The 14036-nt window shown below is 49.2% G+C and carries 15 protein-coding genes; all 15 read left to right on the top strand.

Annotation, left to right across the window (positions count from 1 at the left end):
• The first annotated feature begins 69 nt into the window (after positions 1–69).
• Entirely contained in the window at positions 70–1164 is a 1095-nt protein-coding gene (locus AC0YNZ_RS13380) for a glycine-rich domain-containing protein (protein ID WP_475827070.1), read from the top strand.
• Positions 1165–1309: 145 nt separating this feature from the next.
• Complete coding sequence (upp, locus tag AC0YNZ_RS13385; RefSeq protein ID WP_475827071.1) at positions 1310–1939, top strand: uracil phosphoribosyltransferase; 630 nt, start codon at positions 1310–1312, stop codon at positions 1937–1939.
• Positions 1940–1977: 38 nt separating this feature from the next.
• Positions 1978–3126: a non-hydrolyzing UDP-N-acetylglucosamine 2-epimerase gene (wecB, locus tag AC0YNZ_RS13390; RefSeq protein ID WP_475827072.1), complete on the top strand. Its 1149-nt coding sequence runs from the start codon at positions 1978–1980 to the stop codon at positions 3124–3126.
• Between the two features lie 187 nt (positions 3127–3313).
• On the top strand, positions 3314–3586 hold the full coding sequence (locus tag AC0YNZ_RS13395) for an AtpZ/AtpI family protein (RefSeq protein ID WP_475827073.1): 273 nt from the start codon (positions 3314–3316) through the stop codon (positions 3584–3586).
• Complete coding sequence (locus AC0YNZ_RS13400; protein WP_110770203.1) at positions 3586–3996, top strand: ATP synthase subunit I; 411 nt, start codon at positions 3586–3588, stop codon at positions 3994–3996. Before AC0YNZ_RS13395 ends, AC0YNZ_RS13400 begins: the two co-directional genes overlap by 1 nt.
• Positions 3996–4757, top strand: a complete 762-nt coding sequence (gene atpB, locus AC0YNZ_RS13405; protein ID WP_475827074.1) for a F0F1 ATP synthase subunit A — start codon at positions 3996–3998, stop codon at positions 4755–4757. Before AC0YNZ_RS13400 ends, atpB begins: the two co-directional genes overlap by 1 nt.
• Positions 4758–4850: 93 nt before the next feature.
• A complete protein-coding gene (gene atpE / locus AC0YNZ_RS13410) occupies positions 4851–5075 on the top strand; it encodes a F0F1 ATP synthase subunit C (RefSeq protein ID WP_056630924.1) in 225 nt (74 codons plus the stop codon).
• A gap of 138 nt (positions 5076–5213) precedes the next feature.
• Positions 5214–5696, top strand: a complete 483-nt coding sequence (gene atpF / locus AC0YNZ_RS13415; protein WP_056630927.1) for a F0F1 ATP synthase subunit B — start codon at positions 5214–5216, stop codon at positions 5694–5696.
• The gene (locus AC0YNZ_RS13420) at positions 5693–6232 is read left to right on the top strand and encodes a F0F1 ATP synthase subunit delta (RefSeq protein ID WP_475827075.1); all 540 of its coding nucleotides are present in this window, start codon (positions 5693–5695) and stop codon (positions 6230–6232) included. Before atpF ends, AC0YNZ_RS13420 begins: the two co-directional genes overlap by 4 nt.
• Positions 6233–6257: 25 nt before the next feature.
• Positions 6258–7772 (top strand): F0F1 ATP synthase subunit alpha, encoded by a 1515-nt coding sequence (atpA, locus tag AC0YNZ_RS13425; protein ID WP_475827076.1) that lies wholly within the window; start codon positions 6258–6260, stop codon positions 7770–7772.
• A gap of 203 nt (positions 7773–7975) precedes the next feature.
• On the top strand, positions 7976–8836 hold the full coding sequence (gene atpG, locus AC0YNZ_RS13430) for an ATP synthase F1 subunit gamma (RefSeq protein ID WP_110770207.1): 861 nt from the start codon (positions 7976–7978) through the stop codon (positions 8834–8836).
• Positions 8837–8913: 77 nt separating this feature from the next.
• The gene (gene atpD, locus AC0YNZ_RS13435; protein ID WP_110770208.1) at positions 8914–10317 is read left to right on the top strand and encodes a F0F1 ATP synthase subunit beta; all 1404 of its coding nucleotides are present in this window, start codon (positions 8914–8916) and stop codon (positions 10315–10317) included.
• A gap of 24 nt (positions 10318–10341) precedes the next feature.
• Positions 10342–10740, top strand: a complete 399-nt coding sequence (locus AC0YNZ_RS13440) for a F0F1 ATP synthase subunit epsilon (protein ID WP_110770209.1) — start codon at positions 10342–10344, stop codon at positions 10738–10740.
• A gap of 433 nt (positions 10741–11173) precedes the next feature.
• A complete protein-coding gene (locus tag AC0YNZ_RS13445; protein ID WP_475827077.1) occupies positions 11174–12787 on the top strand; it encodes a spore germination protein in 1614 nt (537 codons plus the stop codon).
• Complete coding sequence (locus AC0YNZ_RS13450) at positions 12784–14034, top strand: Ger(x)C family spore germination protein (RefSeq protein WP_475827078.1); 1251 nt, start codon at positions 12784–12786, stop codon at positions 14032–14034. Before AC0YNZ_RS13445 ends, AC0YNZ_RS13450 begins: the two co-directional genes overlap by 4 nt.
• The last annotated feature ends 2 nt before the right edge of the window (positions 14035–14036 follow it).

The following is a 14036-nucleotide window of genomic DNA, read 5'->3' on the forward strand; positions in this document are numbered from 1 at the left end:
ACAATGAAAGCCACATTTCCAAAAATTGTGTTAATATATGTTTACGACGGAATGGCTTAGGAGGATGAGATGGCTCTGTTCTTAACGGTATTGTTAATTGCAGCAATTGTATTTATTGCAGTGAGCGCAATCATGAAATCGAAGGGTAATGGTCGTAACGGTTATTCAGGAGGAACGGGCAGAGGCTCCGCTGGCCGGACGAATGTATTTGCGGCTTGGCCGAATGCGGAGCTGCCGTCAGTGCTCGGCGTACCATTCGGACACCCCGCAAGACCGGCGGCAGAGCGCCTCGAGTCTGCGCTTGGCTTAGACTTTGAGAGCCGCGTCAAGGACCGGGTATTAAAGGAATATCCGAGGATAAAGGATAAAGAATGGGATTGGACTTGGTTTGAGCTTAAGCGGTATTTTCTGATGTGCGGCATCATGCGCAGCGTTCCAATGTACAGCAGACAGGTGGATGCGGTATGGCATGAGATGCTTATGTTCACAAGGGAGTATGAGCAGTTCTGTTCGCGCTTTTGCGGTGAAATGATTCACCATGCGCCTCATGCGCCCGGCGTTTCGCCTCATCCGGGAGAGCGGGCCTTGTTCGATTGGGTGTATGGCGAGCTGTTCGGTCAGGCGCCGGCAAGCGGCAGAATATGGGGCGCTTTCTATCGGACGCGAATGCCGGAGCAAAAGCTGGAGGAGCTTGCAGAGTGGAACGCGGATAAGCTGCGCGAGCAATGGTTTAATGTCAAAGCAGCGGCGCGATATGCCGATTTGCACGCATCGGTCAACTATTTGATCGATCGGGCAAAGTCGCAGCTTTCGGCAGCCCGGAACGGTGAATCGCCTGACAGAAGAGAAGCTGGCTCCGCAAGCGGCTATGGTTATGATCCTGCGCTTGGAGCAACCGGCCTGTTGTCGGGGCTGCTCATTTACCACTCCATATCGCATCCTACCGATTTTGCAAAGCAGATGGATCAAGAACAAAACGAGGATGAACGCAAAGCGAACGGCAGCGGCGATTCCACTTATGCCTGCAGCGGGTCCTCTGATGACGGGAGAGGCCATTCAGACGGCGGCTCTGGCGGCGATTCTTCCTGCGGCAGCGGCGGAGGGGACGGCGGCGGGTCATCTTGCGGCTCTTCCTGCGGCGGAGGCGGCTGCGGCAGCAGTTAAGTGCAAAGGTCCTTCCGTGTGGGTGTGGGTACCGGTATTTATGCAGGCTGCCGCAAAAACTCAAGATGCAACCGTTAGTTTACAATGCTATAATATACGGGATTGTGTCAGGGCCTACAACAACAAACGGGAGGAATACCGCTCAATGAGCAAATTAATCATTTGCGACCATCCGTTAATTCAGCATAAGCTGACTTTTATTCGGAATAAAGAGACGAATACAAAAGATTTTCGGGAATTGGTTGACGAAGTTGCTACATTAATGTCATACGAGCTTACGAGAGAAATACCGCTTGATACGATCAAGGTGCAAACGCCAGTCGCTGAGACGGATGCTAAGGTTGTATCCGGTAGAATGCTCGGTCTTGTGCCTATTCTGCGTGCCGGACTTGGTATGGTGGACGGCATATTAAAGCTGATGCCATCCGCGAAGGTAGGTCATATCGGCCTTGCGCGCGATCACGAGACGCTTCAGCCGAAGGAATATTATATCAATTTGCCGACGGATGCCCCGAATCGTCTGCTCATCGTCATTGATCCGATGCTTGCAACGGGAGGTTCGGCTATCGCAGCCATTACTTCACTGAAGAACCGTAACTGCGACCAAATTAAATTAATGTGCCTTATAGCTGCTCCGGAAGGCGTAAAGGCGGTACAGGAAGCTCATCCTGATGTCGATATTTATATCGCGGCCTTGGATGAGTGTCTGAACGAGAAGGGCTATATCGTCCCGGGTCTGGGCGATGCTGGAGACCGCATGTTCGGTACGAACTAACGCTGAGCAGCATGAAATTATAATAGGAGTGAAAGCTTTTGTCTAAACTGAAGGTAATGACTATTTTTGGAACGCGTCCTGAGGCAGTCAAGATGGCGCCGCTCGTGCTTGAGCTGCAGAAGCGCGAAGACGAGATCGAATCGATTGTATGTGTAACGGCGCAGCACCGCCAAATGCTGGACCAGGTGCTTGATTTTTTTGAGATCCACCCGAACTACGATTTGAATGTTATGAAGGATCGTCAGACGTTAACCGAGACGACTGTACGCGTTTTGGAAGGGCTCGATCCTGTTCTAACGCAAGCGAAGCCCGATATCGTACTCGTACACGGCGACACGCAAACGACGTTTCTTGCGAGCTACGCGGCGTTCCTGAAGCAAATTCAGGTCGGTCACGTGGAGGCGGGGCTTCGTACTTGGAACAAGCTTTCTCCGTATCCGGAGGAAATGAATCGGCAGCTTGCCGGCGTGCTCTCTGATGTGCACTTTGCACCGACGGAATGGTCGGCTAACAATTTGCGCAAGGAGAATAAGTCGGATGCAGCTATTTATGTGACCGGAAACACCGCCACTGACGTATTTCAATATACGGTGGACGAGTCGTTCTCGCATCCCGTCATCGATTGGGCGAAGGGAAAACGGATGATTCTCATGACAGCTCACCGCAGGGAAGCGCTCGGCGAGCCGCATCGGAATATTTTCCGTGCTGTAAAGCGGATCGCCGACGAGCATGAGGATGTTGTCATCGTGTACGCGGTGCATCCGAATCCGGCCGTAAGAGAGCCGGCGAATGAAATTTTAGGCGATCATCCGCGCATTCGCTTGATCGATCCGCTCGACGTATTTGAGTTCCACAATTTCTACCCGCACGCTTATATGATTATGACGGATTCCGGCGGATTGCAGGAGGAGGCTCCTTCATTCGGCGTACCGACGCTGGTGCTTCGCGATACGACTGAGCGTCCGGAGGGCATCGAGGCAGGAACGCTGGAGCTTGTGGGCACGGATGAGGAGCTGGTGTACAGCCGGGCGCATGCGCTGCTAACGGATTCCCAGCTGTACGGGCGCATGAGTCAAGCCGCAAATCCGTATGGTGACGGACACGCTTCCGAGCGAATTGTAGACGCGATTTTACATCATTTTGGCAGGTTAAAGCAGCGTCCTGATTCGTTCACACAAAGTTCATAGTTTTGAAATGACGAAATGCTAGCCGCCCAATATACAGCATACAGTAGTACTGTACGGTTTTGAACGCTAAGAATCCTTTATTTATAGGGGTTTTCGAGCTTTCGTTCACTAAATGTTTGAATTTAAATCAATTGACAAAACTTGAAGCGCTTCGATAAAATAAATGAGAGTTTTGGAGTGATTCCCTATGGATCGATCCAATAAACAACCATCCGAGGAAAATCGGAAATCAAGTGAAAGTAGCTTTGGAGATGATCCTTGGCGAGCTATGGGATTGGTCGGCGCCGTTGGAGTCGATCTAGCCGTATGTCTGGGAGTAGGCTACTGGCTTGGCAATAAAGCTGATAAAGTAAGCGGTACCGAATACTACTCCATCATCGGATTAGTTGCGGGACTTGCGGTCGGCGTTATTACGATTTATTTCCTGATTCGGACATTTGTGGGGGGCAAAACGAAATAATGGACGATTTGTCGGCCCACGTGAAAGCCGTAACAAGATTAACCTTCTTTTTTTTGTCCGTGTGCTGCCTGGCCTGGGTTTTCCTTCCTGCTTATGAAAGCTGGTGGGGCGGGCTCATGATCGGCGGTGCGGCCAGTCTGCTGAATGCCCGTCATTTAGCATGGAAGGTTACGCGGATTGGGGCGAATGCCGCTGCTCACACAAACCGGAGAGCGAATCTCGGATTTTTTACACGGGCATGTATTGCGCTTCTTGCAGTAGTCATTGCGATAAAAACTTACACGTTTCAACTTCCTGCGACAGTTGCTGGATTATTTGTTGCGCAATTGGCAACACTCATACTGGGTTTTTTGTCCAAGCGGAAGTTGATGGCGACCAATTCTACCGACGAAAGGGGTGAAAACAACTAATGGATCATATTTTTCCAACGGTTCATTTAGCTGGCATTAAGTTCGATTTGGCTGCCATCTACATGATCATCATCACTAGCGTTATCGTATTCGTATTGGCGCGGTTGGCCGTAAGAAACTTATCCGTCACCAACCCTACGAAGATGCAAAACTTCATGGAGTGGGTCATCGAATTCGTTATCGGCATTATCGGAACTTCGATGGATCTCAAAAAAGGCCGTCCATATCTGATTTTAGGAATCACCTTGATTATGTACATTTTTGTAGGCGATATGCTCGGCTTGCCGCTCGGTATCGTTACTGAAGTACATCATGGCGCATCCGTTTTCGGCATGGAGCTTGATTTGAAAGGTGCAGAGGAAGGTCACGTGGCATGGTGGAAATCGCCGACTGCGGATGTAGCGGTCACGGGCGCACTGACTGTAATCGTTATCCTGCTGACTCATATTGAGGGTCTTCGCCTAAATAGGAAACACTACTTAAAGCATTACATCGAACCGCACTGGGGATTTTTGCCGCTCGCTCTGATTAAGGAAGTGTCGAAACCGTTGTCGCTTGCACTGCGTCTCTACGGTAACATTTTCGCGGGCGAAGTGATGATTTCCGTCATCTTGGGAATGGGCGTTTTTGGACTTCCTGCGCTCGTTGTATGGCAAGGCTTCAGTATGTTTATCGGTGCTATCCAGGCATTCGTATTCTGTATGCTGACGATGGTATACATGTCGCAATCGATTGTGCATGAAGAGCATGGAGAGCATTAATAGGGCTTCAAACCAGAGGATAACGACTAAAAGTCCGGACCGACGGTCAATATAAAACAAAATTTTTTCAAAAAGTTGAGGAGGATTTTTCTAATGGGAGCATTGGCATTAGTTGCAGCAGCAATTGTTTTTGGTTTGGGCGCATTGGGCGCTGGTATTGGTAACGGTCTGATCGTAGGCCGTACGGTTGAAGGTATTTCCCGTCAACCTGAGCTTCGCGGTACGCTTCAAACGACTATGTTCATCGGGGTAGCGCTAGTAGAAGCACTTCCGGTTATCACGCTCGTATTGGCGTTCATTTTCTTGGGCCGCGCTTAATATTAAGCAATCACACATGGCGGGGAGAGTGGGTTTACCTCCGCGCCTTCCTTTTTGTTCAGTCCCCCGGGCTGGCAAGTTATACGCACCATGAGTTTGGTTTAAATCGTGTTAAGCTATGGAAAGGAGTGACGTTTTTTGGAAATCGTATGGTCGACGTTTATCATCCAGCTGGTTGCGTTTCTGATTCTTCTGTTCTTGCTTAAGCGCTACGCGTTTGGACCTTTGCTAAGCATTATGGAACAACGCAAGCAATTCGTTGCGGACCAGATCAATAATGCGGAAGCAAGCCGTCAGCAAGCTGAGCAGCAGTTGGAGCAGCAGAAACAAGCACTTCAGGAAGCTCGTAAAGAAGCTTATGACATCATCGAGCAAGCGAAGGCTACCAGCTCGAAACAAGCAGAAGATATTATTCAGGTTGCAAAATCCGAGTCGAGTCGTCTGAAGGACGAAGCGGTTAAAGATATCGAGAGCGAGAAAAACAAAGCGGTTGCTGCTCTTCGCGAAGAGGTTGGCGGCATCTCTGTTAAAATTGCTTCGAAAATTATCGAGCAGCAAGTTGATGAGAAGTCCCAGGAAAAGCTGGTTGACCAATACCTGAAAGAGGTAGGAAGCAAATGAGCCGGGATACCGTTGTAGCGAAGCGCTACGCTAAAGCACTGTTTGAGCTTGCGCAGGAGCAAAGCATCGTTTCACAAGTGGGTGAGCAGCTGAAGCTTGTGGTTGATACTTTGGGGAAAGAGCCGGAAGCTTCTAAATTTCTGGAACTTCCAAGTATCGATCCAGCGAAAAAGATTGCCGTGTTCAAAGGATCGTTCGGCGATCAGATATCTGCGCTGCTGCTTCACACGCTTGAACTTCTTATTATCCGCGGACGCCAAGACCTCATTGCAGATGTGTACAAGGCGTATACCAAAGTTGCCGGAGAATCGCTCGGTCAAGCTCATGCGACGGTATATACAGCTAAGACACTAACGGGTGCAGAGCTATCTGAAGTGGAAACCATCTTCGGCAAGTTGAGCGGCAAGAAAATCGTTGCTGAGCAAATTGTTGATTCATCTTTACTCGGCGGCGTACAAGTACGCATCGGCGACCGCCTTTATGACGGCAGCTTGTCTGGCAAGCTGGAGCGTTTACAAAAATCGTTTAAAATCTAATGCACTGTAGATAGGGGTGAACGAATTGAGTATCAGACCTGATGAAATCAGCACGCTGATTAAACAACAGATCGAACAATATAAATCCGAAATTCAAGTCGTAGACGTCGGCACCGTAATCAATGTCGGTGACGGTATCGCCCGCGTACACGGTTTAGAAAATGCGATGCAGGGCGAACTGCTCGAATTCTCTAACGGTGTTGTCGGTATGGCTTTGAACTTGGAAGAAAGCAACGTCGGTGTCGTTATCCTTGGACCATACACGGATATTCGTGAAGGCGATCAAGTAAAACGTACAGGCCGTATCATGGAAGTACCTGTAGGCGAAGAGCTGCTTGGCCGCGTTGTTAACCCGCTTGGCCAGCCGCTTGACGGCAAAGGACCAATCAACACAACTCAATTCCGTGCGATTGAATCTCAAGCACCTGGCGTAATCGACCGTAAATCGGTTCATGAGCCAATGCAAACGGGAATTAAAGCAATCGACGCGATGGTACCGGTAGGCCGCGGACAACGTGAGCTTATCATCGGTGACCGTCAAACGGGTAAAACAGCGATTGCTATCGACGCAATCATCAACCAAAAAGGCAACGGCGTAAAATGTATTTACGTTGCAGTTGGTCAAAAACAATCCACTGTTGCGAACGTTGTAGAAACGCTTCGCCGCCACGGTGCGCTTGATTACACAATCGTTGTAACTGCTGGCGCATCTGAGCCGGCTCCATTGCTCTTCCTGGCTCCTTATGCCGGCTGCACAATGGGCGAGTACTTCATGTACAAAGGCGAGCACGTTCTGGTTATCTATGATGACTTGTCGAAACAAGCAGCAGCTTACCGTGAGCTTTCACTCTTGCTTCGCCGTCCACCGGGTCGTGAAGCATACCCAGGTGACGTATTCTACCTGCACTCCCGTTTGCTCGAGCGCGCTGCTAAGCTAAGCGATGCTAGAGGCGGCGGTTCAATGACGGCATTGCCATTCATTGAGACGCAAGCATCCGACGTATCGGCATACATTCCTACGAATGTTATCTCGATCACAGACGGTCAAATTTTCCTTGAAGCAGATCTCTTCTATTCGGGTCAACGTCCAGCGGTTAACGTTGGTATCTCCGTATCCCGTGTAGGTGGTTCCGCTCAAATTAAAGCGATGAAGAAGGTAGCCGGTACACTCCGTCTGGATCTTGCGGCTTACCGTGAGCTTCAAGCGTTCTCGCAATTCGGCTCTGACCTCGACAAATCGACGCTGGCCCGCCTTAACCGCGGTGCGCGCACGATGGAAATTCTTAAACAAGACGTTAACCAGCCGATGCCGGTTGAGAAACAAGTTATCTCGATCTACTCTGCGGTTAAAGGTCACTTGGATGAAATTCCGGTTTCGGATATCCTTCGCTTTGAGAAAGAGTTCCACGCGTACCTGGATTCGAACAGCCCTGAAATCGGCCAATCGATCCGTGATACGAAGGACATCACTGCTGATAACGAGAAAGCTCTCGTTGAGGCAATCAATAAATTTAAGAAAAGCTTCGCCGTATCGGCATAAACAAGCGTAAACAGCTTTCGCCGCTTCGGTGGCGAAGCTTGTGTTTCGCGGAGAAATATAAGGATCGTATGCGGGTGAAACCTATCCGGTCTTATATTTCAATATATGCCTAAGCCCGTTCATGTTGTCCGGGCTTAGGCTACTTACTCCACCAACACCAGGCTTTGGAGCAGGTCCAAAGCAACAAAGGCGGGTGAAACCAAATGGCAAAAGGTATGCGCGATATTAAACGCGAGATCAAGAGTAAACAAAATACGAAGCAGATCACAAAAGCGATGGAGATGGTTGCCGCTTCCCGCTTAAGAAAAGCGCAGGAAGCAGCTCAAGCATCGCGTCCATACGCTGAGAAGCTGAAGGAAGTTGTAGCAAGCATCGCAGCAGGCACAAAGGGTGTGAAGCATCCGATGTTGGAATCGCGTCCGGTTAAGAAGACGGGTTATCTCGTTATTACTTCCGATCGCGGTCTTGCAGGCGGCTACAACGCGAACATTCTTCGTAAAGTAACGCAAACGATTCGTGAAAAGCATCAGTCAAATGATGATTACGTGCTGTTCGTTATCGGACGGAAGGGTCGCGATTATTTCCGCCGCCGTAACATGCCGATCGTTGAGGAAGTGACTGGCTTGCCGGATGCTCCGTCATTCGCTGACATTAAATCGGTTGCTTATTCTGCGGTTAAGAAGTTCTCTGAAGGCGCTTATGATGAGCTTTACTTGTACTACAACGAATTCGTTAATGCGATTACTCAAGTTCCGACAGCATTACGTTTATTGCCGCTTGAAGAAGTGGGCGGAAACGCATCTGTCACATCGTACGAATACGAGCCATCACCGGAGGGCGTGCTTGAAGTACTGCTGCCTAAATATGCGGAAACGCTCATTTACAGCGCGGTTCTAGACGGCAAAGCAAGTGAGTTCGGGGCACGTATGACTGCCATGGGAAGCGCAACGAAAAATGCAACGAAAATCATCAACCAATTGACGCTCACTTACAATAGAGCGCGTCAAGCGGCGATTACGCAAGAAATATCCGAAATCGTTGCGGGGGCAAACGCCCAATCGTAACCTATAGCTGTAAGAGCCGGGCGCTTGTCATAAGCTGACCCGCTTGCAGTAACAAGAAGGAACCAGGAGGGAAAACCATGAAAAAAGGACATGTTGTATCCGTCATGGGTCCGGTCGTAGACTTAGAGTTCGAACGCGGCAATTTGCCGGAAATTTTGAACGCTGTCAAAATCGAGCAAAAGGGCGAAGCAGGCGGCATTGATATTAACTTGACGCTTGAAGTAGCCGTTCACCTCGGTGACAATAAGGTACGTGCCGTAGCTATGAGTACGACAGACGGTCTTGTACGCGGTATGATCGCTGTAGATACAGGCGCACCAATTACTATTCCGGTTGGAGCTCCAACGCTCGGCCGTGTATTTAACGTACTTGGAGAGCCGATCGACGAAGCTGGCGATGCCACTTCGACAATTAATCTTCCGATTCACCGTGCAGCACCTGCTTTCGATCAATTATCCACGCAAGCGGAAATTCTTGAAACAGGCATTAAAGTAATCGACCTTCTCGCTCCATACGCAAAAGGCGGTAAAATCGGCCTCTTCGGCGGCGCGGGCGTAGGTAAAACGGTTACGATTCAAGAGCTTATTAACAACATCGCACAAGAGCACGGCGGTATTTCCGTATTCGCAGGTGTTGGTGAGCGTACTCGTGAAGGTAATGACCTTTACCACGAGATGAAAGACTCCGGCGTACTTAGCAAAACTGCGATGGTATTCGGACAAATGAATGAGCCGCCAGGCGCACGTCAACGCGTTGCTTTGACGGGTCTGACAATGGCTGAATATTTCCGTGATGAAGAAGGCAAAGACGTACTATTGTTCGTCGATAACATCTTCCGTTTCACGCAAGCAGGCTCCGAGGTTTCGGCCCTTCTAGGCCGTATGCCTTCCGCAGTAGGTTACCAGCCAACGCTGGCAACTGAAATGGGTCAGCTGCAAGAGCGTATCACGTCAACGAAAAAAGGCTCGGTTACTTCGATCCAAGCGATCTACGTGCCTGCCGATGACTACACGGATCCGGCTCCTGCAACGACGTTTGCCCACTTGGATGCAACGACGAACCTTGAGCGTAAAATTTCCGAGATGGGTATCTTCCCAGCGGTTGATCCGCTCGCGTCGTCTTCACGTATCCTAAGCCCGGCAGTTTTGGGTGAAGAGCACTACAATGTAGCTCAAGGCGTTAAGAAAATTCTTCAGCGCTACAAAGAGCTTCAAGATATTATCGCAATCCTTGGTATGGACGAGCTAAGCGAAGAAGATAAATTGACCGTGTCTCGCGCACGTAAAATTCAACTCTTCCTGTCTCAACCGTTCCACGTTGCTGAACCGTTCACAGGTATCAAAGGTAAATATGTACCTGTTAAAGAATCTGTTCGCAGCTTTAAAGAAATTCTCGAGGGCAAACATGACGACCTTCCGGAAGAAGCTTTCCGATATGTTGGTGTGATTGAAGAAGCCGTGGAGAAAGCCAAAACGCTTTAATAGCGAAAGGCGGGAGGAATCCACATGAGTTCGTTTTTGGTAGAGATCGTAACACCGGAGCGTAAGGTGTACACAGAGACAGCGAACATGGTTAGCGTAAAGGGTATTGATGGTGAGCTTGGTATTTTGCCAAATCACATTCCGCTCGTAACGCCGCTTCGTATCGCTCCTGTTGTCATCAAACGCGATAATAAAGCTGATGTTGTAGCCGTTAATGGAGGCTTTATCGAGGTACGCAAGGATAAGATCGTTATTCTTGCCGAGAGCGCAGAGCTTGCAACCGATATTAACATCGAGCGTGCAGAAGCCGCTAAACAGCGTGCCGAGCAGCGTCTTGCCGCTAAGCAGGATCAGATCGATTTCCGTCGTGCAGAGCTTGCTTTGCAGCGTGCGATGAATCGTCTGAACGTAAAACAAAAATAAGCATCACCAACTAAGCACCGCTCATGCCTTCATAGGCATGGGCGGTGCTTTTTGTTATGTAAGGTTTTATCATTAATGTTCGTGTTTTGGCGATTATTTTTTAAAATATTGATCGTAAAACGATATAATTCGCCATAAACACTAATATTATGGGTGAATTCACCAAAAAGAGTCGATTACAACGCTCTTGCAGCAGTTGGTCGGACAATTTAAGCTGACAGAATCGCGAATCCGGTAGTATGAAAGTGCAAAGATCCGCAGGAAACCTTACAAAGGGGGCCTGCGGATCTTTTTTTGTCTATTTAGGACGGTGAAAATTTAACCGTTGTTTATTTGTCTATTCTGCCTGCGGATGGTGGCTGAGTACATAATTATGCCATGGAATAGTTATCCTAAGACAGATCCACTATTCTGGCAGAAAGGGGGGGGGCAAATGTTCGGATCATCGATGCAGGGCAAAGGCAAATCGGGAAAAAGTGCTGAAAAGAGGTCAGCCCTGGCAGGAAAGCATGAGCACGAGCAGCTTGAGCCTCTATCGAATAAGCCCCTTTCGACTTCGCTGGAGCAAAATAGGGAAACGGTCAAACAAGATCTTGGGGAAAGTCAGGATATTATTTTTCGAGAGCTGCTGCTTACCGATCCGGGTGGTACGAAAGCTCTTATCGTATTCGTCCAGGGAATGGTCGAAGATGAGAAGCTGAATGAATACGTCATTCAACCACTGCATAGAGTGCGGTTTCCGAAAGATTTAAGCAAGCAGCCGAATGATATTCTAGCTGCTATGAAGAGCAGATTGCTGTCGACAGGAATCGTAACCGATATTTGCGACTGGAAAACGCTGTATCAAAAGCTGTTCATGGGCTATTGCATCATTATGGCTGAGGGTGCAGAATATGCGATCGCAGCTAACGTTATCGGCGGCGCAAGAAGAGCCGTTGAAGAGCCTAAAACCGAGATGGCGATTCGCGGTCCAAGGGAAGGGTTTACAGAATCGATCCGGATGAATACTTCCATGCTTCGCAGAAAAATACGCAGCCCGAAGCTGTGGATGGAGCAGTGGACGATCGGGGAAATCTCGCAAACGCCGGTCAGCATTATGTATATCAAGGGTCTGGCCGACGAGAATGTACTGAAGGATTTGAGGGAACGGCTGGAAGCGATACATATAGACGGCATTTTGGAATCCGGTAATATTGAGGAGCTGATCGCCGATCAGAAGTGGACGCCGTTCCCGACCATATTGAGCAACGAGCGGCCGGATTCGGTAGCCGGTAATTTGCTTGAAGGACGCATTGCCATATTTATCGACGGAACGCCTTTTGTGCTCATTGTGCCGGCTGTACTCAACATGTTTTTTCAAGCGTCAGAGGATTATTACCAACGATTTGATATTGCGACTTTTTTGCGGATGCTCCGGTACGTTTCTTTCCTGATTGCGCTGCTGATGCCTTCTGTTTATGTGGCCGTCGTAGGCTTTCATCAGGAAATGATACCGACCCAGCTGCTGCTGAAGCTGGCCGCTCAACGGGAGGGCGTGCCTTTTCCCGCTTATCTGGAAGCCTTTATTATGGAATTTGTATTCGAAATTTTGCGGGAAGCCGTCGTGCGCATGCCGAGCGCCGCCGGGAATACGATATCGATCGTCGGCGGTTTGGTTATTGGGCAATCGGTCGTCGAGGCGGGCATCGTATCTCCGGCGGTCGTTATCGTCGTGTCGTTCACAGCGATCGCCAGCTTCGTATCGCCTTCTTACAACCTTGGCATCGCTGCGAGGCTGATGCGCTTTATGCTGCTGCTGGCCGCATCGACGCTCGGTTTTTTTGGGATCGCTTTGGTTGTTCTGCTTCTGATTCTGCATCTCAGCAATTTAAGATCATTCGGTATGCCGTATTTTCAGCCCCTTGCCCCTTTTTCTCTGAAGGATATGAAGGATACATTCGTCCGGGCGCCGCTATGGCTGATGCGTGAACGGCCCAAAAAAATGGCTGATAACAACAAAGTGAGGGAGGACATAGAACTGGGGCTTAGGAAGGAGCCGGAGCAATGATTCGAGGGAAGGACGTCATGCGACAAAGCAGAGTGATGCAATTATGCCGTAAATCAATGCTGCTTTGGACAGTCTGCACACTTATTCTGTTAAGCGGCTGTTGGGATTACCGTTATCTGGACAAGCTTGGGGTCGTGCTGGCTTTAGGCATCGATGAAGATATGCAGGGCAAGCAGAAGCTTCAGGTGACCGCTCAGGTCGTGCTGCCGCAAAACGTTGCTTCTCAAAGCAAGGGCGGAATTGGCGGAACGCCCGTGACCACGTTTACGGAAACCGGCGATACGCTTTTTGAAGCGATCCGCAAGATGTCTGCCAAGACGTCGAGGAGGCTATTTTTCTCCCACACCCAAATGTTGATTATCGGGGAGAAGATGGCGAGAAAGGGCATCTACCCGTTATTAGATATGATAGAAAGAAATCCGGATATCCGGACCGATATTTCCGTGGTCATCACCCGTGGCATTAAGGCGAGGCAGCTGCTGCAATTAACGACGCAAATGGAATCTATTCCGACTAATCAGATTCACGAAATGATTGAGGTTAATCAGTCTGCATACGCCATGAATTATGTGGTCAAAGTTCAGGATATAACAAGGCTGCAAGCAAAAGGAAAGCAGCAGGCAGCAATTCCCTCCATGCGGATTGAGGGTGAGAAAGCTGCCGGCCGTTCGAACGAAAATGTAAACAGTATCCCGGCCTCGGCCTCTCCAATGCTATCGACGATGGCTGTTTTTCGCGATGGCAAGCTCATCGGTTATTTAAAGCCGAAGGAATCAAGAGGATTATCGTGGATGCAAAATAAAGTGAATAGTACTGTCGTAAAGCTCGCATGCCCGGATACCGAGGGAAATTTGATCGTGGAGATTCATAAGGCTGATATGAAGTATAAGGTTAAGCAAGGCGAGCATGGCATGCCGTTTATTCAGGCGCAACTGATCCTGAAAGGAAGCATACATGAGATTTTATGTTCGGGCGTAGATGTCCGGGATGAGAAGGTGCTGAATCAGCTTGGCATGCTAACCAGTCAGGCTGTAAAGGAGGAGTTACAAGCAGCGATTGTCAAGCTTCAAAAACAGCTGCGAACCGATGCGCTTGGTTGGGGAAAGGAAATTTATTTTCAGCAGCCGGTTATTTGGAAGCGAATAGAAGGGGAATGGACGTCAGTATTTCCAACTGTGAAAAGCGAAGTCATATGCAGTACCACCATAGAAGGATCGGGTGTACGGGACGAATCTATTGTGAAATGAGT

Source organism: Paenibacillus sp. J2L1-98, assembly GCF_056269405.1.